General features: G+C 50.2%; 22 protein-coding genes. 10 read left to right on the top strand and 12 right to left on the bottom strand.

The features are described from left to right. Positions 1-67: 67 nt before the first annotated feature. The 6 genes from ACSBQN_RS08930 to fliF are packed head-to-tail and all read right to left on the bottom strand — an operon-like array spanning position 68 to position 6,664. Positions 68-1,435, bottom strand: a complete 1,368-nt coding sequence (locus ACSBQN_RS08930) for a flagellar hook-length control protein FliK (RefSeq protein ID WP_152695946.1) — start codon at positions 1,433-1,435, stop codon at positions 68-70. Then, positions 1,435-1,878 carry a flagellar export protein FliJ gene (fliJ, locus tag ACSBQN_RS08925; protein ID WP_004236816.1) on the bottom strand — a complete coding sequence of 148 codons (444 nt, stop codon included), beginning with the start codon at positions 1,876-1,878 and terminating at the stop codon, positions 1,435-1,437. Before fliJ ends, ACSBQN_RS08930 begins: the two co-directional genes overlap by 1 nt. Before the next feature lie 11 nt (positions 1,879-1,889). Next, a complete protein-coding gene (fliI, locus tag ACSBQN_RS08920) occupies positions 1,890-3,254 on the bottom strand; it encodes a flagellar protein export ATPase FliI (RefSeq protein ID WP_024473854.1) in 1,365 nt (454 codons plus the stop codon). After that, positions 3,251-3,982 carry a flagellar assembly protein FliH gene (fliH, locus tag ACSBQN_RS08915; protein ID WP_024473853.1) on the bottom strand — a complete coding sequence of 244 codons (732 nt, stop codon included), beginning with the start codon at positions 3,980-3,982 and terminating at the stop codon, positions 3,251-3,253. The genes fliI and fliH overlap by 4 nt, the downstream gene beginning before the upstream one ends. Beyond that, positions 3,975-4,967 carry a flagellar motor switch protein FliG gene (gene fliG / locus ACSBQN_RS08910; protein ID WP_024473852.1) on the bottom strand — a complete coding sequence of 331 codons (993 nt, stop codon included), beginning with the start codon at positions 4,965-4,967 and terminating at the stop codon, positions 3,975-3,977. The genes fliH and fliG overlap by 8 nt, the downstream gene beginning before the upstream one ends. After that, positions 4,964-6,664 (bottom strand): flagellar basal-body MS-ring/collar protein FliF, encoded by a 1,701-nt coding sequence (gene fliF, locus ACSBQN_RS08905; protein WP_024473851.1) that lies wholly within the window; start codon positions 6,662-6,664, stop codon positions 4,964-4,966. Before fliF ends, fliG begins: the two co-directional genes overlap by 4 nt. Positions 6,665-6,938: 274 nt before the next feature. On the opposite strand from fliF, the gene fliE reads away from it, so the two are divergent. Both fliE and ACSBQN_RS08895 read left to right on the top strand, forming a co-directional pair. Beyond that, positions 6,939-7,250: a flagellar hook-basal body complex protein FliE gene (gene fliE / locus ACSBQN_RS08900; RefSeq protein WP_024473850.1), complete on the top strand. Its 312-nt coding sequence runs from the start codon at positions 6,939-6,941 to the stop codon at positions 7,248-7,250. A gap of 202 nt (positions 7,251-7,452) precedes the next feature. Then, positions 7,453-8,145, top strand: coding sequence for a DUF7424 family protein (locus ACSBQN_RS08895; protein ID WP_354632822.1), 693 nt, complete (start codon positions 7,453-7,455; stop codon positions 8,143-8,145). A gap of 85 nt (positions 8,146-8,230) precedes the next feature. On the opposite strand, the gene ACSBQN_RS08890 is transcribed toward ACSBQN_RS08895, so the two are convergent. Then, the gene (locus tag ACSBQN_RS08890; protein WP_024473848.1) at positions 8,231-8,824 is read right to left on the bottom strand and encodes a cytochrome b/b6 domain-containing protein; all 594 of its coding nucleotides are present in this window, start codon (positions 8,822-8,824) and stop codon (positions 8,231-8,233) included. 222 nt (positions 8,825-9,046) lie between these two features. On the opposite strand from ACSBQN_RS08890, the gene ACSBQN_RS08885 reads away from it, so the two are divergent. After that, entirely contained in the window at positions 9,047-9,379 is a 333-nt protein-coding gene (locus ACSBQN_RS08885) for an MliC family protein (protein WP_152695944.1), read from the top strand. Positions 9,380-9,444: 65 nt separating this feature from the next. On the opposite strand, the gene ACSBQN_RS08880 is transcribed toward ACSBQN_RS08885, so the two are convergent. Next, positions 9,445-9,948, bottom strand: coding sequence for a DUF4377 domain-containing protein (locus ACSBQN_RS08880; protein WP_024473846.1), 504 nt, complete (start codon positions 9,946-9,948; stop codon positions 9,445-9,447). A gap of 111 nt (positions 9,949-10,059) precedes the next feature. Here ACSBQN_RS08880 and ACSBQN_RS08875 point away from each other — a divergent pair, with 111 nt between their 5' ends. From ACSBQN_RS08875 to ACSBQN_RS08865, 3 genes are all read left to right on the top strand, one after another. After that, complete coding sequence (locus ACSBQN_RS08875) at positions 10,060-10,413, top strand: hypothetical protein (RefSeq protein ID WP_354632820.1); 354 nt, start codon at positions 10,060-10,062, stop codon at positions 10,411-10,413. 162 nt (positions 10,414-10,575) lie between these two features. Further along, complete coding sequence (gene crcB, locus ACSBQN_RS08870) at positions 10,576-10,956, top strand: fluoride efflux transporter CrcB (protein ID WP_004236805.1); 381 nt, start codon at positions 10,576-10,578, stop codon at positions 10,954-10,956. Positions 10,957-10,966: 10 nt separating this feature from the next. Continuing rightward, positions 10,967-11,365, top strand: a complete 399-nt coding sequence (locus tag ACSBQN_RS08865) for a CrcB family protein (RefSeq protein ID WP_354632819.1) — start codon at positions 10,967-10,969, stop codon at positions 11,363-11,365. A 90-nt stretch (positions 11,366-11,455) separates the two neighbouring features. Here ACSBQN_RS08865 and fliT read toward each other — a convergent pair whose 3' ends face one another. From fliT to fliD, 3 genes are read right to left on the bottom strand one after another with little or no spacing between them, the layout of a single operon-like run. Next, complete coding sequence (fliT, locus tag ACSBQN_RS08860; RefSeq protein WP_024473844.1) at positions 11,456-11,845, bottom strand: flagellar protein FliT; 390 nt, start codon at positions 11,843-11,845, stop codon at positions 11,456-11,458. Beyond that, positions 11,835-12,233, bottom strand: a complete 399-nt coding sequence (fliS, locus tag ACSBQN_RS08855; protein ID WP_024473843.1) for a flagellar export chaperone FliS — start codon at positions 12,231-12,233, stop codon at positions 11,835-11,837. Before fliS ends, fliT begins: the two co-directional genes overlap by 11 nt. A gap of 5 nt (positions 12,234-12,238) precedes the next feature. Then, positions 12,239-13,693 carry a flagellar filament capping protein FliD gene (fliD, locus tag ACSBQN_RS08850; RefSeq protein WP_024473842.1) on the bottom strand — a complete coding sequence of 485 codons (1,455 nt, stop codon included), beginning with the start codon at positions 13,691-13,693 and terminating at the stop codon, positions 12,239-12,241. Between the two features lie 330 nt (positions 13,694-14,023). Here fliD and ACSBQN_RS08845 point away from each other — a divergent pair, with 330 nt between their 5' ends. From ACSBQN_RS08845 to fliZ, 4 genes are all read left to right on the top strand, one after another. Further along, on the top strand, positions 14,024-15,172 hold the full coding sequence (locus tag ACSBQN_RS08845; protein WP_024473841.1) for a FliC/FljB family flagellin: 1,149 nt from the start codon (positions 14,024-14,026) through the stop codon (positions 15,170-15,172). 230 nt (positions 15,173-15,402) lie between these two features. Next, positions 15,403-16,527: a FliC/FljB family flagellin gene (locus ACSBQN_RS08840; RefSeq protein ID WP_354632818.1), complete on the top strand. Its 1,125-nt coding sequence runs from the start codon at positions 15,403-15,405 to the stop codon at positions 16,525-16,527. Between the two features lie 323 nt (positions 16,528-16,850). After that, on the top strand, positions 16,851-17,573 hold the full coding sequence (locus ACSBQN_RS08835; RefSeq protein WP_024473838.1) for an RNA polymerase sigma factor FliA: 723 nt from the start codon (positions 16,851-16,853) through the stop codon (positions 17,571-17,573). A gap of 57 nt (positions 17,574-17,630) precedes the next feature. Then, positions 17,631-18,143, top strand: coding sequence for a flagella biosynthesis regulatory protein FliZ (gene fliZ, locus ACSBQN_RS08830; RefSeq protein WP_004236794.1), 513 nt, complete (start codon positions 17,631-17,633; stop codon positions 18,141-18,143). Positions 18,144-18,229: 86 nt separating this feature from the next. Here fliZ and putA read toward each other — a convergent pair whose 3' ends face one another. Further along, positions 18,230-22,204: a trifunctional transcriptional regulator/proline dehydrogenase/L-glutamate gamma-semialdehyde dehydrogenase gene (putA, locus tag ACSBQN_RS08825; RefSeq protein WP_337137232.1), complete on the bottom strand. Its 3,975-nt coding sequence runs from the start codon at positions 22,202-22,204 to the stop codon at positions 18,230-18,232. Positions 22,205-22,402: the final 198 nt, after the last annotated feature.

The raw sequence follows: 22,402 nt of genomic DNA, 5'->3' as shown, positions 1-22,402 counted from the left end.
GGAAAAACGAAACAAAAAGGCGGTAACTCGGGGCTTTAGTCCCCGGTACCGCCGTTATGTACAGGAATCAGGCGAAGGTATCGATCCCGCCGCGGGCGCGGGCGTCATGAAGTGCCGCCGGGCGGACAAGGGTATCTGTGCTGACATTCACGCCGCTGATACTTCCGGCAGAAGTAATACCATCAGCGCTGCCGCCGTTGTGACGATCATCACCGGAACCCTGCTGATTACCGTGATACTCCTGTCCGACGGAGCTTTGCGCCAGATGGATCCCGCTCTCCTGAAGGGCGTTGCGCAGCACCGGCATCATGGATTCCATCGCCGCGCGGACGTGGCTGTGCGGGGAGACAAAGTGCATCACGGCCTGATTATCCTCAATTTTAAGATGGATATTCAGGGAGCCCAGCTCTTCCGGATGCAGACGCAGCTGTGCCTGCTGTAATCCCTGACGGGAGAAATAGATCATATTCTGGCTGACCTGCTGCTGCCACAGTTCACTGCCGAGCTGCGCGGTCAGCTGCATGGACGGCTGAGCCACCGGGGCATTGGTCTGCGCGGCGGTACTCTGAGCCGCCGCCGGCATCAGTACCGGGCTCTGGACGGCAGTATGGCTGCCCGGTGCGGTGACAGTCTGAAAGGCGCTGCTTTCTGTTTTGATACTGAATGCGCTTTTGCTGTTATCCGCACCGGTGGTATCAGTGGCGGACGCCAGCGATAACGGCACAGAAGTGTCAGCGGATTTCTTATTCAGCGGTAAAAAATCTTCCGGCAGTGCTTTCGGGTCCGGTTTTTGTGCATCGGTCAGTGAAAAACGCGGCTGATCCACACGCGGTTTTGATTTGTCATCCGTAAACAGGGTGCGTGCGTCGTTATTTTCATCCGTGATCAGCGGTTTATCGCCGGTTTTAGCCAGTACGTCTTCCGGCAGTTCTGTGGTTTTTGCGACGTTTTTTCCGCTGTCATCAATCTGCAGCTTTGTGTCTGCGGCCGGTTTCTCCGCCGCGCGGCTGTCCCGTCCGCTCAGGCGCTCTTTCAGTGCCGCGAGCAGGGCATTGTCCGTTTCACCTTCTGTTTGCGGTAATGCAGGTGCATCATCCCCGCTGGTCAGCAATTTTGCATCCAGCTCAGGTGCGGCAGCATCCCCGGCAAGGCGGCGGGAGAAATTCAGTTGTGCCATGGTGTCGGCACCGGTTTGCTTTTCCTGTGCGGAAGCCGCTTTACCCTCTTTGCCCTGCTTATGTGCAGCAGTGTCATTGCGGGTCTGTTTTACCGCATGTACAGCCTGTGCCGGTTTTTCCGGGCGCGGCTGCTGTGCATCCATCACGGCCTGAAACGGCAGGGCGGTTGCCTGTGCATCTTCCGCACGCGGTGATTCCTGTTTATTCAATGCGTTGTCAGCAGAACTGACTGCTTTGGTACCGGCGTTGACATCCATTAACGGGTTCTCCATAAAGTCGCGCGCTGGGCAAATTCATCCATCTGCTTTTGCTCCAGCCGGTTTTGTCGTTGATTTTTTGCATGATCCGCACGGCGGATCAGGGTATCGAAGGCATTGACGCGCTGTTGTTTTTCCTGCCAGTGGCGGTTGGCATCACTGACGCGCTGCTCCCACAGGTTCAGCTGACCCTGCTGCTGTTCAATGGTCAGTTCGAGGGTGACCAGAAACTGCTGATAGTTCTGCCACTTATCGGCAGCCATCCCGGTATGCAGTGTCTGATTCAGCTTCTGCCGGTAATCGGCCTGATAATTTTCCAGCATGGTCAGCTGCTGACTCATCTGTGTGTGGGTCTGACGAACCTGCGCCAGTACTTTAGCCGCCTCTTCGGCGGCCTCTTCAGCTAAATTTAACAACGTGGTGAGTGCATGCGTATTTGACATTGACGACCTCGTTATGCGTCCGGTATCACCTGACTGAGCTGCTCACAGGCAGCCGGGTAGTCACAGCGCTCATCGATATCCTGCTGCAGAAACTTCGCCATATACGGGAACAGCTGAATGGCCTCATCCAGCATCGGATCACTGCCCGCCGCGTAGGCACCGACATTAATCAGATCGCGGTTGCGCTGGTAAGCGGAGGTCAGCTGTTTGAAACGCTGAATTTTCCGGTAATGGCTTTTCTCAATCAGTTCGGTCATGGCACGGCTGATGGAGGCTTCGATATCGATAGCAGGGTAGTGTCCGGATTCCGCCAGGGAACGCGAAAGCACGATATGGCCGTCAAGGATGGCCCGTGCGGAGTCAGCGATCGGATCCTGCTGGTCATCCCCTTCGGTCAGTACAGTGTAAAACGCGGTGACAGAGCCGCCGTTTTTGCCGTTGCCTGCCCGTTCGACCAGCGCCGGTAATTTTGCGAACACCGACGGAGGATAGCCTTTTGTCGCCGGCGGTTCTCCGATGGCGAGCGCAATTTCACGCTGTGCCATACTGTAACGGGTCAGTGAATCCATAATTAACAGCACATTGCGACCCAGGTCACGGTAATATTCCGCGATCCGCGTGGCATAAGAGGCACCCTGCATCCGCAGCAGCGGGGAAACGTCCGCCGGTGCCGCGATAACCACCGCGCGCTGAAGTCCTTCCGCGCCGAGGATGTTCTCAATAAAATCTTTTACTTCGCGGCCGCGCTCACCAATCAGCCCGACCACAATAATGTCCGCCTGTGTGAAACGCGCCATCATGCCGAGCAGCACACTTTTCCCGACGCCGGAACCGGCAAACAGCCCCATACGCTGACCACGTCCGACGGTCAGAAGGGCGTTGATAGCGCGGACACCGACATCCAGCACACTGTTAATAGGTGATCGTTCCAGCGGGTTGATCGGTGGCGTAATCAGCGGAGCACGGATTTTGGTTTCCAGCGGCCCTTTGCCGTCCAGCGGGTTGCCGGAGGCATCCAGGATCCGGCCGAGCAGCTCATCACCCAGCGGCAGCTGGCGGCTGGTCTGCCCGCCGCTTCCGGTGGATTGCGCATACACGCGGGCACCCGGCGCGATACCTTCCAGCTCTGCCAGCGGCATCAGCAGCATACGTGGTCCGTTAAAACCGACCACTTCACAGATAACTTCTTCGGTGTTTCCGTTGATCACGCGTTCGATGAAACAGGTGGCACCGAGCGGCATTTTGATGCCCTCGGCTTCCATCACCAGCCCGGTGATTTTGGTCAGACGCCCGTAATGGCGGGTCATCGCCACGCCGGACATCCGGGATTCAAAATCTTCCAGTGCGCCTATCCAGCGGCCAATCCGCGCGGTCATAACAAGGTCTCCGGTGCGTATAACCGGCACAGCTCCTGCCAGCGGGTGGCGACACTCATATCGATTTCGCCGTCATCCGCCACCACACGGCATCCGCCCGCATGCAGTTGCGGATCCGGCACCAGACGCCAGCCGTTAAGACTGAGCTGGGTACCGATATGCTGTTCGATCATCTCAACATGTACCGGGTTGACCCGCAGCTCCGGCTGACCGGCAAACAGCGGTTTCTGCTGAAGCAGACGGCTGATCTCTTCGAGCAGTGCGGTGCCGTCACAGACCGCAGGCTGACCGAGCACCCGGCGGGCGGCGGTCAGGGCAATCTGCAGCAGTTTGGTGGTTACCACGCTGTCAAAACTGTCGAGAGAGTAACTGAACTCGGATAACAGTTTCTGCCACTCTTCTGTGACCGGCTGCTGTTCTGCCAGTACCTGCTGACGGCCCTGTTCAGCGCCGTCCTGCAGACCCTGAGCAAATCCGGCGTCATAACCGGCTTTCTGCCCCTGCTCATGACCGGACTGAAAACCGCTGCGCTGTGCTTCTTCTTTCAGGTTATCCAGCAGATTGATCTGCTCGAGCACCTCTTTCGGCTCCAGGCAGGGTATTTTAGGCTTTTCCGGCTCCGGCTCACCGGACAGGGCAGGGAGCACAGAGGAATTCAGATCCCACTGATTCAGCTCCCGCGGCTGCCAGCGCTTCCACGGCAGGCCGGTGTTTTCCTTATCAGACATAGACATCGTCACCACCACCAATCACAATTTCGCCGGTTTCCATCAGACGGCGGACAATCAGCAGAATAGACTTCTGTTCATTCTCAACCTGCGACATACGCACCGGTGAACGGGATTCCAGATCATCACGGACAATCTCAGCCGCACGGGTGGACATATTGCGCAGGAAATGTTCGCGCAGCTCTTCGTTGCAGCCTTTCAGTGCAATAACCAGCGAGTCGTTGGAGACATCCTGAAGGATGCGCTGGATACTGCGGTTGTCCACTTCGATAAGGTTCTCGAACAGGAACATTTCGTCGATAATCCGCTGTGCCAGTTCGCCGTCGTAATCGCGCATTGCCCCGATAACACCTTCTTCCTGCTGACTCTTCATCAGGTTGATGATCTCGGCTGCGGTTCTCACGCCACCCATTTTGCTGCGCTTGAGGTTCTGGCCGTCCAGCAGATTGTTGAGGACTTCGGTCAGTTCCGCCAGTGCTGCCGGCTGCACACCACCAAAGGTGGCGATACGCAGCATGATGTCGTTGCGCTGGCGTTCGTCGAACAACTCGAGCACATCGGCAGCCAGGTTGCGTTTTAAATGCACCAGGATGGTGGCGATAATCTGCGGATGTTCGTCGCGGATAATATCGGCCACAGTCTGCGGCTCCATATAGTTGAGGCTTTCGATCCCGGACGCACTTTCGTGTTTCTCGAAGATATCTTCCAGCAGGCTGGCGGCGCGGTCTTCACCCAGCGCCTTGACCAGCACGGAACGCAGATAATCATTGGTATTGATGTTCAGCGCCGCATACTGAATTGCCGCTTCCTCAAACTCCGTCAGGACTTCCGCCAGCTCGGCATTGGAGACCTGACGCATGTTGGAGACCGCCATACTCAGCTGCTGAACTTCTTTATTGTTCAGGTGTTTAAAGACCTCGGCGGCCTGGTCCTCACCGAGCGTCATCAGCATGACGGCGCTCTTTTCTGTTCCGCTTAAATTCATTGTGCTTTTCCTAACCACTGACTGATAACCATTGCCACAACCTGAGGGTCTTTATCCGCCATCTCACGGATACGCTGACTCTGAATTTCGGCGCTGACACGCTGACGGGTCAGGCGGCGGCGGGTTTTCTCGTCCATATCGTCACTGATAACATCATCAGCCACGAGCGGGGTCTTCATCTGAGTCGCCTTAAACATACGGGCTTCCGCTTCCGCCTGCTGTGCTTTGCGGTAGCGCTGCCACTGCGGTCTGATACCTTTGCGCCACAACAGCCAGCCCACCAGTAACAGCAGCAGGATCTTGCCGTAATCCAGTGCCTGCGCAATGATGACCGGGCTTGTGAAGAGCGACGGCTCTTCGGTCAGCTGACCTTCATCGGTAAAGCGGGAGTTGGTGATGCTCAGGCTGTCACCGCGGCTGACGGAATACCCCATCGCTTCACGGGTCAGCGATTCAATCTCTTTGATCATCTCCGGCGGCAGCGGCTGCATTTCTTCGGTGCCGTCTTCTTTCTTCTGCGGCAACCAGTTAATAATCACCGCAACAGAGAGACGGTCAATCACGCCAATCTGGCGCTGGGTATGACTGATTTTGCGATCCACTTCGTAGTTTGTGGTTTCATCACTCTGCGAATTAATGTTGCTGTTACTTTTATTATCGGCAGGAGATGCATTTTTGTTATCTTTTGTATCCGCTTTTGCTGTTTCAACAGGGGCGGAAGGGGCACTGACCGGCTGATTGGATAATGCACCCGGTACGCCGCCCGGACCGCCGTTGCTGTTCTGCTGACTCTGGCTGCTCTGGCGCGAGCGGACAGCGGCGGAATCCGGCTGCTGATTTGGTTTATATTCTTCGGCGGTCTGTTCGACTTTGGAATAATCCACCTGAGCGGTTACCTGTGCCTGCACGTTGGCACGGCCGACCAGCGGGGTAAGCAGGTCTTCAATACGTTGTTTGAGACGTGCTTCGGTTTCCCGGGTCAGACGCATCTGTGACGTGCTGACAGACTGCTGGCTGTTATCATTGTTTGTCAGCAGACGTCCGGTCTGGTCAACAATAATAACGCTGGAGGAGGTTAATCCTGACACACTGCCGGAGACCATATGCACAATCGCGCTGATCTGGCCTTCATCCAGTGCGCGGCCCGGCAGCAATCCGACGGTGACGGAGGCTGTCGGTGATTTCTGCTCGCGGACAAACAGGGTCGGTTTCGGGATCGCCAGATGTACCCGTGCGGTCTGCACCGGGCTGAGTGATTCGATAGTGCGTGACAGTTCCCCTTCGAGGGCGCGCTGATAGTTCACCTGCTCACTGAACTGACTGATACCGAACTGTTCTTTGTCCAGCAGTTCAAAACCGGTATTCCCGCCTTTCGGCAGACCGGCCTGTGCCAGTTTCAGACGCAGCTCATGCACTTTATCAGCAGGTACCAGAATGGCACTGCCGTTATCCGCGAGCTGGTAAGGCATATTCATCTGTGTCAGCTGACTGACAATATCGCCGCCGTCTTTGGCACTCAGATTACTGAGCAGAACGCGGTAATCCGGGCTGCGCATCCAGAGGAACAGCGCAACAATAACGGCGATTGCAGCCGCGCCGGCGACCATCAGCGGAACCTTCGGATCAGCCTTAATACGGTCAATAATCAGGGCGAATCCCTTTTTGGTATCTCCGGTGTCTTGTGGTGCGGCACTCATAAACATTCCCTGCCTTGCAGATTTGACGGGTGAAAATAGTTTTGGCGAAACAACGTAATTTCCCTCTTTGTAACGTCACTTTTTTACGCTGCTATTATTCCCTGCAAATAACAAATCTAATGACAGAATCAGCCTGTGATTTTGGTGTTATTTACGGGCTTCAAGTTAAAAAGGGTGTGTTAGGGTATGCAGGCAATAGGATGTGACCGGTGTCTTTTTCAGCAGAAAATGGCTTCCGCAGTACACATTTATCCCTGTTAACGGAAGAAAAAACATGACAATTCAGGCAATTGAGGGAGTCGTCTCCCAGCTGAATGTAACAGCAGCACAGGCAGCAAGCCAGACGAAACCGGTCGTTGATGCACCGGGGTTTGGTGATCATCTGATCTCAGCAGTGAATGAGATCAATGCCACCCGCGTTAATTCAGCAAAAAAGGTGGAAGATTTCACTCTCGGCAAAGCAGATATTTCCCTTAATGATGTGATGGTGGACATGCAGAAAGCGAGCCTGAGCCTGCAAATGGGCATTCAGGTACGCAATAAACTGGTGGCTGCTTATCAGGAAATTATGTCAATGCCGGTGTAAATATTATTATATGAATGCCCGGAGCTGCGGGCTTTCATATTTAAGTATTCTGCCAATACGGGGTTATTTTTTTTTAAATTCCGGTTATTGTTTTTCAGTTACCCCGTTTTTATCTGTATTGTCACAAAAACTTCCCGGACCGCTTTAATTTCACTGCATGTATGTTTAAATAGATGAATAATAAATACATATTGGTGAAAAAATGAAAAAAATTCTTCCCGTTCTGATCGCTGTTTCAATGCTGGCAGGGTGTAAAGTGGATGTTGAAACCACGGTAAATACGGATGATCTGGTCTCTCATGAACACAAACTGGTCGCCGGTAATATCAATGTGGAAGTACCGGCCTGTAATGATTTCGAAGATTCACGGAAAGAATCAAAAAGTCTTATCAGAATTAAAGAGCAGATGCCGGCTGTCTTCTCCGGCGCGGAATACAAAGAATGTTATAAAGAAAAATTTAATTCCTATGCCAGTTTTATCGTTCCTGTCGGGGTCGGATTTATCGCTGATGATATGAAGGCGGTAAATGCCGAGATTTATATCTTATCAAATGACGAGCTCTATGCCGGTGTGATGATCACGCCGGAAACGATTAAACGCCTGCAGTTGGCTAAAAAGTCTGCTCCTGGTGATCTGAAACTGCAAATGACGCTGGTGCTGGAAAAAGGTAAATTACCGATCCCGAATATTGCGGCGATGAGTGTGTTCATGACCGGTACGGAAGCGAAAAATAAACCGCTGATTGCGAGCCGTGTGGGTATCGCAGGGAAAGAAGTCCGCTTTAAGTTATCTGACGTGTCTAATATGTTACTTGAGAGCGGCAATATTGCACCGGTATTATACAAAGCAGAGATGCTGGAAAAATTAGTGGCGAATCTGAAGAAAAATGACTAGCTGCTGTTGCCGTAAAAATAATAAGCCCCTCCGGGGCTTATTATTTTACAGCGGTGCCGAGGATACATTATCTCCGGATAGAACATCAACGGGTTTGATTATTATCATAAACTGATTTTTTCCGCAGCCAGACTATAAAATGCAATAACCCCATTGCACCATGACCAATAATATAGGCTTCAATCAGTCCCGTCAGCGTTTTGTGCAGGTTACGTATTTCACCGGCATAAGCTGACCCCGCCACCCATAATATAAGCCAGGCTGTACCTGATAGCACGACCAGTACCAGTGCACCGAGACCCAGCCCCTGAACGCTGGTTGCCAGACCTCCGGGAGAGGATTCCGGTAATTTCCCGTGCAGCAGGGCACGGCAGTCTGCCGCTATCTGTGAAAAACAGCCGAAAGCCCACGGATAATAGTGCTTTACTCCCCGCTGATGAAAACAGAGAGCAATAAGCAGGGTACCGGAAACCCAGAATGAAAGACCGGTAATAATATGCAGCCAGGTAAAAAATAAGCGATAGCCGCTTGCGGGAATAACACCGGTTACCGAAACAGACATCCAGTTGCTGATCACAATCTGAAGAATAACCGAGATAATGATAATGAAATGCAATATCAATACTGCCGGAGACTGATAAATACGCATAAACTGCCGGAGAGATGAGAATATTTTCATTGGTATAACTCCGCCTGTAATAAAGATTAAATAATGTTGGCGTAATTATACTGATAATAGCACCATTCTGCGGAATAGCGATTTAAATATCACCGGGCAACAGCGGAAAAATTAACCGGGAAACAGGATTATAGAGATATCCTATATTGGTTATTGATGGTGGGTGCATAATCAAAGCGCAATAATATTAACGGTTGTATTACTCGTTTTCAGGAGCATTCGATGCGTAAAATTCTGTCTGTGTCTGCTGTCGCCTTAGTTTCCGCATTACTGGCAAGCCCTGCATTTGCGGCCAAAACGGATACCTATAACTGTGACGGGCAAAAAATTAAAGTTGCTTTCCCGGATGCCAAAACAGCAGTAATGGTATACAGCGATGAAATTATTGTTCTGAAAGAAGCGGTTGCTGCCAGCGGTGCCCGTTATGTCGGCGAAAATTTCCAGCTTTGGTCAAACGGAAAAAATGAACTGAAGCTGGCCAGCATTTCAGAGGATGATACAGTGAAAGGTAAAGTTGCCGAAGATAAAGGCCGTACCTGTAAATTAGTTAAATAACAAAGACAATTTTTGTTGTACCGGATAAATAAAGAGAGCGGGTTTTCCCGCTCTTTTTGATCTGTTTATTTATGGTTTTTGCGGTAATACGTCCATTCCTCAACCCGCTCACCACCCGGTAAATTACAGTAACCGGTCCAGCCGGATGCCGCTTTAACGGTTTCTGTTTTACCGCCGGATTGTTCACAATAAACGGATGCCGGGTTTGCCATACCAATTTTTGCGTCTTTCGCCGGGACAGGATCTTTATTCAGTACGGAAATTAACTGATAACGGATATTGGGTGCATCCGCAGGCGGATTCGGCACATCTGTTGTTTTAACGGACACCCGGTACTGGTATCCCGGTTCATAAGTAAATCCGTCGATGTTCTGATAGAAAAATTCCCACTCTGCATCAGGGGATTCTTTTATTTTCATGCATGTCATCGGCGCAACACCCACGCAATCGGCCAGTTCAGAATCAATATATAATGTTTTGGTGTTCTCTGCGGCCTGATCTGTCCGTGCATTCTGACTGCATCCTGCCATTAATAAGAAGAGCGGAGCAATAACATAGGCTGATTTCATCAGTTGTCCTTAATGAGTGTGTTAAAGTAGTGTGTTTTTACTCTGTTTTTGACAGCACAAAAATACTATTAGTTCCGTATCGGCGCTTTTTTATCTGTATAAAGAGTATAAATGAAGAGATATAAAACAGTAGTGACAAGCGTGATAATACTGGCCGGTTTTTATTTCCGTGTGTGGTTGTATACAGCAACCGGGATCACACTGGTGCAACGGATAAATAATAACCCGGGGGAACCGCTGGTTTCTGCTGAATTTTGGGATTCGTTATACCTGGCCGGTAAATTCCTGGTAGTCATTTTGCTGCTGGTATTGTCGGGTGATCTGATCCGTGTTTACCGTAATATCCGGCGGCACCCGGTAATAACTGCATCACGGACCCGTTTTTATCTGACGGTTACCGCACTGGCAGGTGGTGTGGCTATTTTCCTGCTGACCGTCAGTTATTGGTATCCGTTCACTGTATAGTCACAGGATATTACAGGGTATAACCTGTAACCGGACTTCAGATCCGGCATCTTTGTATAAATTCAGCCGGTTTCAATCCGGTAATTGTGAAGTAAAGAAAGAGGATCTACACTATCCGCTGTACGCATTTCTCCTGACGATGGTATTTACAGGTGAGGTTATATGACAGCAATTGATATTTTCTGGGTCGGTATCGGTGGCGGCAGCGGTTCATTACTGCGCTGGTGGGTCGGTAAACTGACAGGCGAACGTTATCACGGCCATTTTCCGCTGGGCACCTTTATTATTAATATCTCGGGTGCTTTTATTATCGGCTTCTTAAGCACGTTATTCGTGATTGACTGGCATGACCGCTTCGGTTCATTCCTGCATGCGGCTGTTCTGACCGGTATTCTCGGCGGTTACACCACTTTCAGCAGTATGCAGCTGGATGCGGCAAAACTGGTGAATTCAAAACAGCGGATGCTGGCTTTCGGTTATTTGCTTATCTCTGTTGTGGCGGGTCTGGCTGCTGCCGCACTGGGTGTCTGGCTGGCGGCATGAGGATAACAATATGAATATGGTGATTCTTATTTTTGTTGGCGGGGCATTCGGTGCAATCTGCCGTGAATTACTGATGCTTGGTGTGCCGTCTCTGCATGACGGATTTCCGCTTGATATTCTGGCGGCTAATATTATTGCCTCATTCCTGCTGGGAATAACGGCGGCGTTATTACAGCGCAACCGGATTAATCAGTATGTCAATGCGCTGGTGGCGACCGGTATTATGGGCGGATTGTCCACATTCAGCAGCTTTGTGTACGGAACCTTTGAAATAATGTCATCCCCGGCGTTACTGGGTACCGGAATAACGTATCTTCTGGTCAGTGTGATCGGCGGATTTGCAGCTGTTATGGCGGGGTTATATCTGGGAAATTGTGTGAAACCCGGTGTAAAAAATACCGCTGAATAGCAAAACGTTCCGGCCGGGCAGAGCTCCCCGCCGGCCGGAACAGAACAGCTCATTTTTTATTATTTTAAAACACAGGCTGATCAGAATGAATTATTTCACTGGTTTAACATGAATTGAATAATCCGGGTCACTGAATTGCCCGTAACTTTTATTAATCACGCGTTGTTGGTCAAGCTGTTTTATTTCTTTACTCAGAAAGTTGAGGTGATCCTGCAAATAGATTTTTGTTACCCGTTCATTCTCAATGATAGCCTGCAATATTTCCACCAGTTCGCCGGTCACCGGCTGTTCTTTTTCCAGTTCATGAGATAACTGTGTCAGGTGTTCAACTGCACAAACATAATCAGTTTCACGGGCAATCAAATCATCCCATTCACTGTTTCTGGCCAGGGTAACGAGTTCTTCACTCAGTGTCAGTACATGTTGATATATATCGTGTAAATTGATGGTCGTTTGAATACTCACCTGATTATCTTTCATCCACATTTGCCCCGATTTGTTGCCATGTTGCCGCGAGATCGGAGAGCAGTTGATAGACCTCTTTTACGTAGGCCACGTTATTTTCGATATTTGCGTTGAGTAACCGCATAATCATATAGTCATACAGGGAGGCCAGATTATGCGCCAGCTCACCGCCGGCATCATAATCCAGAGCCTGTTTCAGACCATTATCAATAATATTAATCGCTTTCGACAGTTCCTTACCTTTGGCGGCAATATCATTTTGCTCCATAAAGATTTCGCTGCGGCGAAGGGCGCTGAGCGCCCCGTTAAACAAAATCCGGATCAACTGATAAGGCGAGGCATTGGTAATTTCACTTTCAAGATTAACTTGCTGATAAGCCTGATTTGCCTTGCGCTGATACATTATTTTTAACCTAACATTCTGCCGAGTGCTTGTGTGGTGCCACTCAGGGAGTTCATCATTTTGTCCAGATTCTGGAACTGACGGCGATACAGATCCATCGTGTTTTCAATCTGTTTGGTGGTTTGTTCGATGCGTTTATCGATACCTTTTTTCTTTTTTTCCAATCCGTCGGTAGCGTTATGAATCGTACCTTCACGGCTGTCTAATGTCTTTTTCAGATAATTAAAGTTTTCGGTGGCAAAACCGGTCTCTTTTCCGTCACCGGCAAAAAACTCTTTTACGCTGGAACCATTTTCTTTCAGCGCTTTTTCCAGTACCTTGTTGTCGACTTCCAGCGTACCGTCAGCTTTTTGCCGGATACCCAGCTTGCTCATGGTATTTATCTGGCCATCACCGTTTGGTGTTCTTATTTGCCCGCGAATTGTATTCTGAATACCCCGCAGAGTTGAGTCACCAATTAATGGTCCGTTATTTTTATCGGCTTCTTTACCGCTTTCTGTCTGAGTATATTTGGTCAGATCTTTGCACAGTTTCTGATATTCGTTATACGCATCAACCCATGCCTGGATTTTTTTCTTGGCCGGTTCAATATCAGAGGATACAACCAATGGCTCAGTAATCGGGTTACCGGAGCTGTCTTTTTCAGTGACTTTTTTTAATGTCAGTGTCAGACCAAAAAATGCATCTTTAACTTCGTTGGATTGCGATTCCTGGGCAATACCGTTTACGCTGAATAATGCGTTTTGTGGTGCTGTGGTTTGTTCCATATTACCGGCAACAGCAGGTATAAATGTGACTTTGCCACTGCTGTCTTTGACTGATTTTCCGCCGATTGCATTATTCAGTGTATCATCACCGGTAACTGAAATATTAATTGCGGAGTCTGTTCCCTGGTTTTTACTGACCAGAACCAGATGAAACTGACCATCTTTGCCTTTAATCACACTGGCACTGATACCTTTGTCGGCACGGTTAATGGCATCAGCAATTTCAATAGGAGATGTCTTATCACCACTCAGCTTTATACTGAAATTCTTTTCAGAATCACTACCGTCACCAAAACTGAACGAAATAGTGCGTTCACCAATACCGGTGTCACCCATGGCCGATTTGCCGTCAGGGACACCGCTGCCGGATAACGTCTGCGTTTTTGCCAGTTGATCGATGCTGATATCATACAGACCGGGCTGGGCTTTACCGTTGGTTGTGGCACCAAAGTATTTATTGTCTTCACTGACTTTAGTGGTGCTGATGTCACCATATTTTTTCAGATCTTCTGCGGCAGTTTTTAATTTCTCTAATGCTGATTGTAACTTACCAAAAGCACTAATCTGAGCATCGCATGCCGTTTTCTGGGCTGTTAATGGTTCCAGACGGCGCATTTCTGCTTTTTCCAGCATCTCCAGCTGTGCATTGAGATCCATTCCCGCACCGATTCCTAATGTTGCTATGCCTGCCATGTACTTCTCCTGAATTTAATTGGTTTTACATAGTTATCGGTTGGCAGCAGAAGAATTTTAGCGTTAACAGCAAAAAATGATGGGCGGAGTTACGCAGGGAAAGCGGGGCTATTGTCACCATTAAGATAAAGAAGAAAAAAAGGAGCACCGGTGAATAATCTGGTTTTAATAGGTTCAGTAAAGTAACATTTGGATAAAATCGCCCAATATTGATAATAAGGCGGCGTTTTGTCTGTAAATAAAGTGAATTATCGCCCGTTAACAGTATTACCCCGTAATGGCGGCAGAAAATAATTCACATTATTTCATACAAAAAAAGGAAATATCATTATGGCACAAGTTATTAATACCAATATTCTATCACTGGTTACCCAGAATAATTTAAATCGTTCTCAGGGCGTGTTAGGAACCGCCATTGAACGTCTTTCTTCCGGTGCCCGTATTAACAGTGCAAAGGATGATGCTGCCGGTCAGGCGATTGCTAACCGCTTTACTGCAAACGTGAGAGGCCTGACTCAGGCATCCCGTAACGCCAGCGATGGTATTTCACTGGCGCAGGTAACGGAAGGTGCTATTAATGAAATCAACGATAACATCCAGCGTATTCGTGAACTGGGTGTGCAGGCAAAAAACAGCACTAACTCAGCAAGCGATATCAACTCTATAAAAGAAGAAGTTGATCAGCGCCTGGCAGAGATTGACCGTATTTCAGAACAAACACAGTTCAACGGCATCAAAGTTTTATCCGGCGATAAAAAAATGAGTTTCCAGGTTGGTACCAATGATGGTGAAACAATTGATATTGACCTGAAGAAAGTTGACCGCGAGGCGCTGGGTCTGAAAGATATGGACTTTTCTACGCTGAGTACCGTGTATCGTCAGGAAGGTGCTGCCAGGAAAGCTGGTGATTTTAAAGATGATACTGGTACTATCGCAGCCAAAAAAATGGTATTCACGGGTGTCAAATGGGCAGGTACGGCACCAACAGAAGTAAAAGAAGCAAAAGATGAGAATGGTAAGGCTATTAAAGATACTTATCTGGTGACGGGTAAGATTGATGATGGTAAAGGCGGCACGAAAGATGTGACCTATGAAGCAACCGTGAAAGTAGAAAAAGATTCCGGTGGTACGGATTATCAGGCAACTGTTAATGTAGACACCAGCCATGAAATCCAGGTGCTGGCTGCGGGTACGAAACCTCCGGCAGATGAAATCCTGAAGACGCTGGATGATGCACTGACCAAAGTAGATACTCAGCGCAGTCAGCTGGGTGCATTCCAGAACCGTATGCAGTCCACCATCAATAACCTGAATAACTCCGTGAATAACCTGAGCGCTGCACGCAGCCGTATTCAGGATGCGGATTTCGCGACTGAAGTGTCTAATATGAGCCGTGGTCAGATCCTGCAGCAGGCAGGTACAGCTGTGCTGGCACAGGCAAACCAAGTACCGCAGTCAGTACTGAGCTTACTGCGTTAATCATTATTTAATTATAAATCAGGCAATTCCTCTGTGTTATTATTTGGCCGGAACCCCTGTTCCGGCTTTTTTTATGGCTGTTAAAATTATTTTAGTGACGATTTTATAAAAAAATTTACCAAAAAACCTAAAGTGACCTCTCAGGGTGCCGATAGTGTTATTGCTGGCGAAAATCAGAAAGCCAAACAGATAAACGCTGTTTATTATTTTCAATAACAAGGACATATATCATGGCACAGGTTATCAATACTAACGTTCTGTCTCTGGTTACTCAGAACAACTTAAACCGTTCACAGAGCGTACTGGGCTCTGCAATCGAGCGTCTGTCTTCAGGTGCCCGCATCAACAGCGCAAAAGATGATGCAGCAGGCCAGGCAATCGCCAACCGTTTCACCGCTAACGTTAAAGGTCTGACTCAGGCTTCCCGTAACGCCAACGACGGTATCTCTATCGCACAGACCGCTGAAGGTGCTGTTAACGAAATCAACGACAACATTCAGCGTATCCGTGAACTGACTGTTCAGGCGAAAAACAGCACTAACTCAGACAGCGATATTTCTTCTATCCAGGAAGAAGTTGATCAGCGTCTGGAAGAAATCACCCGTATTTCACAGCAAACTCAGTTCAACGGCATCAAAGTGCTGGAACAGGGTACTAAAATGAATTTCCAGGTTGGTGCTAATGATGGCGAAACCATCGAATTAGACATGAAAAAAATCGACCTGAAAGAACTGAAGTTAGAAAACTTCAAATTAGAACAGTTTGTAACCGGTAAAGCACTCGCTGATGACGCTGCATTAAAAACAGTAGCAAAAAGCACTGGTGATACAAAAGATCCAACAATTTCGTTTGTTGACTCCAAAGGTGCTGCGGTAACACCTACTCCGGGCGCTACTGATATTTATCATAATGATAAGACTGGTGCGTTCTATACAAAAGCTACTAAAGATGGAAAAGAGGTTTTTGTTGAGGTGACTGTTGATAAAGTCCAAGATACTACGGATAAATCAACTAAGGCAACATTCACAATTACTGATAAGGTTGTTAACTTCAAAACTGAAGCAGAAGCTAAAGATATGAATGAAGCAACCACCAAAAAACTGGACGAAGCACTGAAAACTGTTGACTCATACCGTTCAAAACTGGGTGCATTCCAGAACCGTATGCAGTCTACCATCAACAACCTGAACAACTCTGTTAACAACCTGAGCGCAGCACGCAGCCGTATCCAGGACGCAGACTTCGCAACAGAAGTGTCTAACATGAGCCGTGGTCAGATCCTGCAGCAGGCGGGTACCGCTGTTCTGGCACAGGCAAACCAGGTTCCTCAGGGTGTTCTGAGCCTGTTACGTTAATTTACGTAGTTGCTTTAAGGTATTTAAAAGGTCAGAATATTCTGACCTTTTTTTATAGATGTTACCCATAACAGAACAAATAATATTCTAACTATTTGTTTTTTTATTCTATTAATGAACGCCTATTTTTCTTTTTGTCATATAAAATAACCGGAATTTTGCAAAATTTATGATAAAAATGAAAGAGAGTATTGCTATTTGTTAATGAGGTGATTTAGGATAAGGCAAATAAGGCGTGATTTACCTCACTACTCACCGGATTGAATTCTTTTCAGGGCACGATAATAAAAGCCTTTCATGAATCTCGAAGGGTGTTTCAGGTTGTGAGTGATTTGTATACCGCCGAAGGTGTTATCAACAAAAATAGCCTGTGGGAGCGTTATTATCCCCTTATCCGGCACGAAGCCCTGAAGTTGCAGGTGAGATTACCGGCAAGCGTTGATATTGACGACTTAATTCAGGCCGGGGGTATCGGCTTACTGCATGCAGTGGAGCGTTTTGACGCCATGCAGGGTGCCACCTTTGCAACCTATGCGGTACAACGGATCCGCGGGGCAATGCTGGATGAATTGCGGGGAAGAGATTGGGCCCCCCGCAGTGTGCGCCGTCAGGCGCGGGAAATAACCAAAGCCGTGCGCGCGCTCGAACAGTCTCTGGGGCGTGCAGCCACAGAGCAGGAAATCGCTGATTCGTTACAGATGGATATCGCAGAATACCGTCAGGTCTTAACCGATACCAATAACAGCCAGCTGTTTTCTTACGATGAGTGGCACGAAATCCACGGTGAGAGCTGCGAACCCGTCCGTGATGATGATGACGGGGGCAACCCGCTCGGTTTGTTGGTAGACGAGAGTTTGCGTCACCAGGTGGTTGAGGCGATAAAACAACTGCCTGAACGTGAAAAACTGGTTCTGACTCTTTACTATCAGGAAGAGCTGAACCTCAAGGAGATAGGCGCAGTGCTGGAAGTGGGGGAATCCCGCGTCAGCCAGTTACACAGCCAGGCAATCAAAAGGCTGCGGGCGCGCTTAAAATCCATGAAGTAACTTTGACTTTATCTTTGATTTATTTTTATTAGACTAGACTACACAAGGCGCCAGAATATGTCTGTTTCAAAACAAAAGAAACGGCCCGTAAGCCGTTACATTAAAGACTTCAAACACAGTCAGACTCACTGCAGTCATTGTCACAAAACCCTCGATCGTATCTCCCTGGTTTTCAACGGTCAGCTGATCAATAAAGAAGCTATTTCTGAAATGACAGATATGATCGATGACACCACCTGGATGGGATTGCAGGACAAATTTGTGGCACTCTGCCGTTTCTGCAGCGAGATCTACTGCAACAGTGCAACCGATTATTTCGATATCATGGCATTCAAACAGTATCTGTTTGAAGAAACGGAAATGAGCCACAGCACCGTGCGCGAATATGTTGTCCGTCTGCGCCGTCTCGATGAACTGCTGTCCTCCAAAGCCTTCCCGGCCACCACAGAATTCTCCACTGAAATTATCCAGGCTCAGCTGAGTGAAGATTTATCTGACTCCGCCCTGAGCAACTACAACATCGCACTGCGCAAGTACGAACAGTATCTTGACTGGCAGGGTAAACACTGATTTATCAGTCAGACCATTTTTTATCAGTAAATGATAAAACAAAGGGAACTTTCGTTCCCTTTTTCCGTTTTAAATCCCTGTGATTATCAGCCGATAGTCATCAGACTGGCGTTTCCGCCCGCCGCAGCGGTATTCACACTAACCGCACGCTCATGCAGTAACAGCATCAGCGGGATTTGTGTATCACCGTGACTGAGCCCGGCAACCGGCACAATCTCACCACCGCGTGCAGCCACATCCCGGTTTACTGCCTGCAGGCGATCACTGTCACCGTGGAAAATCACACCGTTAAAGATCACACCATCCGCTGACCACTCTTCTGTCAGTGTGATTTGCGCACGGACGTTGTCCGGCAAAGCGTTATACAGTGAACGGGTATGTTCCGCCGCAGGCCAGAGCTGACGGCAGCCCGCTGCCAGTGTGGCACCCAGTTGCAGCAGAGCATCCTGCTCCGAATCATTCAGGCCGAGAATGGTTCCGCGCGGCAGCAGATAATAACTGTTGCGCTCCCCGGTCGGTCCCGGCAGCAGACGGCAGGTACCGGCCTGTGATAACTCGCCGTAACGGATAACCGCTGTCAGCACATCGTGGCGGCGCTGCGCCTCCAGCCAGGTGAGGAAAGTATCAAACGGTGCCAGTAACTGTGTCCGCAGAGTGACATCCGGCGGATTGAGATCATCCTGTTCTGCCAGAAGGCTGACCACTGAATCATCAGGCTGTTCCGCCAGCAGGCGGTGGAGATAGAGCGGGCCGCCTGCCTTCGGACCAGTACCGGAAAGCCCTTCGCCGCCGAACGGCTGAACACCGACCACTGCACCGACAATGTTGCGGTTAACATAAATATTCCCGGCTTCAATCTGCTGCGTCAGTTGTGCGATAGTTTCATCGATACGGGTATGGATACCGAATGTCAGCCCGTAACCGGCGGCATTAATTTTCTCCGTCAGTTCCGGCAGGGTATCGCGCTGGTAACGGACCACATGCAGCACCGGACCGAAAATTTCCCGCGTCAGTTCAGAAACATCATCCAGTTCAATCAGCGTCGGCGGGATAAAGGTGCCGTTAAGAATCGCCGGTGAACCGGTTTCCATTCCGAAGGCGGACTGATACACCGGTCTGCCTTTACCGCGCATATGCTGAATATGCTGGCGGATACCGTTATGTGCCTCTTCATCAATCACCGGGCCGATATCGGTTGCCAGTATGTCCGGGTTGCCGAGACGGCATTCCGCCATCGCGCCTTTCAGCATCTCTATGGTGCGATCAGCCACATCCTCCTGGATGCAGAGCAGACGCAGCGCTGAACAGCGTTGACCCGCACTGTCAAAGGCGGAACTGACCACATCGGTGACCACCTGTTCTGTCAGGGCGGAGGAATCCACGACCATCGCATTCAGGCCACCGGTTTCGGCGATCAGCGGGATCACCCGGCCTTCAGTACTGAGACGGGCGGCCAGATTGCGCTGTAAAATCTTCGCGACCGCGGTGGAGCCGGTAAACATCACGCCCTGAACACGCGGATCACACACCAGCTGGTTACCGACTGTTTCGCCGTCACCCGGCAGCAGTTGCAGCACTTCACGCGGAACACCGGCGTCATGGAGCAGTGAAACGGCAACAGCTGCCACCAGCGGAGTCTGTTCCGCCGGTTTTGCCAGCACCGGGTTTCCGGCGGCGAGGGCAGCGGCTACCTGACCGGTGAAAATTGCCAGCGGGAAGTTCCACGGACTGATACAGACCACCGGTCCCAGCGGACGGTGCGTATCACCGGCAAAGTGAGTTTTCACCTGAGAGGCGTAATAATTGAGAAAATCAACGGCTTCACGGACTTCGGCAATCGCGTTGGTAAAGGTCTTACCGGCTTCCCGCACCAGGATCCCGAGCAGCGGCTGCAACTGATCTTCCATCAGCTGTGCGGCGCGGATAAGGATGTCCGCCCGTTCCTGTGCCGGGGTGGCGAACCAGATCTCCGCTGCACCGGAGGCGGTGGCAAGGGCATGATCCACTTCATCTTCTGTGGCCGGACGAACGTGGCCGACAATATCATGATGATTCGCCGGGTTTCTGACCGGTTGCGGCTCTGCCGGTGCGGACGGTGTAAATGTTCCGCCGGTCAGTGGTTCACTGAGCAGATTATCTCCGGCGTGGCTGAGCAGGGCACTCGACAGCGACGCCAGACGGTGCTCGTTACTCAGATCCAGACCGGCGGCATTGACCCGCGTATTGCCGTACAGATTGCGCGGCAGCGGGATTTTCGGATGCGGCAGACCGACAGCACCTTCTTTGGCGGCCATCGCCTGAACTGCCGCAACCGGGTCTTCCACCAGCATCTCCAGCGGAATAGTGCCGTCGGCGATCCGGTTGACAAAGGAGGTATTCGCGCCGTTTTCCAGCAGGCGGCGGACCAGATAAGCCAGCAGGGTTTCATGGGTACCAACCGGTGCATACACGCGGCACGGCCGGTTCAGTTTGCCGTCCGCCACTTTGCCGACCACCTGCTCATACAGCGGTTCACCCATGCCGTGCAGACACTGGAACTCATACTGACCGGGATAATAGTTATTGCCCGCCAGTTGGTAGATCGCGGATAAGGTGTGGGCGTTGTGGGTGGCAAACTGCGGATAAATCAGATTTGGCACTGACAGCAGTTTACGGGCACAGGCGAGGTAAGAGATATCCGTATAAACTTTGCGGGTATACACCGGATAGCCTTCCAGCCCGTCGACCTGGGCGCGTTTGACTTCGCTGTCCCAGTAAGCGCCTTTTACCAGACGGATCATCAGACGGCGCTGACTGCGCGATGCCAGGTCAATCAGATAATCCACCACCACCGGGCAGCGTTTCTGATAGGCCTGGATAACAAAACCAATGCCGTTCCAGCCCGCCAGTTGCGGGTCAAAACAGAGTTTTTCCAGTAAATCGAGGGAGATTTCCAGGCGGTCAGCTTCTTCCGCATCAATATTGATTCCGATATCGTACTGACGCGCCATCACCACCAGGTCACGCAGGATCGGATAAAGTTCGGACATCACGCGGTCATACTGCGCTCGGCTGTAGCGCGGGTGCAGGGCAGACAGTTTGATGGAGATGCCCGGCCCTTCATAAATACCGCGTCCGGCGGAGGCTTTGCCGATGGCGTGGATAGCCTGCTGATAAGAGACCAGATAGGCCTGTGCATCTGCGGCCGTCAGTGCGGCCTCGCCCAGCATATCGTAAGAATAGCGGAAGCCTTTGGCTTCATTTTTACGGGCGTTTGCCAGCGCACGGGCGATGGTTTCACCGGTAACAAACTGCTCGCCCATCAGGCGCATTGCCATATCCACACCTTTGCGCACCAGCGGTTCACCGCTTTTGCCGAGGATACGGTTCAGTGAGCGGCTCAGTCCCGCTTCATTATGCGTGGCAACCAGCTTACCGGTGAACAGCAGCCCCCAGGTGGCGGCATTGACAAACATGGATTTGCTCTGGCCGAGGTGAGAATTCCAGTCACCGTGGCTGATTTTATCGCGGATCAGCACATCACGGGTGGCTTTATCAGGAATACGCAGCAGTGCTTCTGCCAGGCACATCAGCGCGATCCCCTCCTGGGAGGAGAGGGAGAATTCCTGAAGCAGTCCCTGTACCAGTCCGGCGCGTCCGCTGCTGTTTTTCTGATTACGCAGCTTTTCTGCCAGACCGTAAGCCAGTTTATGCGTGGCCTGTGCGGCATCCGGGGAGAGTTGCGCCTGCGGCAGCAGCATAGCGACCGCTTCCGGCTCCGGAATACGGTACGCGGATGTGATAGCTGCGCGGGTCACGGATTGCGGCAGGATATCACCGGCAAATTCCAGAAACGGCTGGCAGCTGACCGGCGGCTCAGCCGGTACTGTTTCATCTTCCTGTGCGGAAGGTGCTCCGGCAGCAGGCAGTGTGCCGTCCGGCAGAGAATCGAGCTGAGTCAGGTAATCAAAAATAGCCTGTCTGATCAGCCAGTGCGGCGTGCGATCAATTTTTTGCGCTGCGGCTTTGATCCGCTCACGGGTTTCATCATCCAGTCTGACGCCCATTGTGGTACTCACCATGTTCACTCCTCATAAACGGCAACAGGTCATGCGTTGCACATTAATATCTATGAGGTTGCAACTTTGTGCAACATTGTTAAATAAAGAGATGTGTAAAGTGTGAATAATGTCGCTGTTTTATACTGATCTGAGAAAATGATTAAGAAATAAACCGTATTGGTTAAAATAAAATCATTATATAACAATAGTATATTGTCA

The sequence above is a fragment of the Morganella sp. B601 genome, assembly GCF_051172335.1.
Classification (GTDB): domain Bacteria; phylum Pseudomonadota; class Gammaproteobacteria; order Enterobacterales; family Enterobacteriaceae; genus Morganella; species Morganella morganii.
The sequence above is the reverse complement of the archived record's forward strand: the minus strand, read 5'-3'. Positions and strand labels throughout refer to the sequence as shown.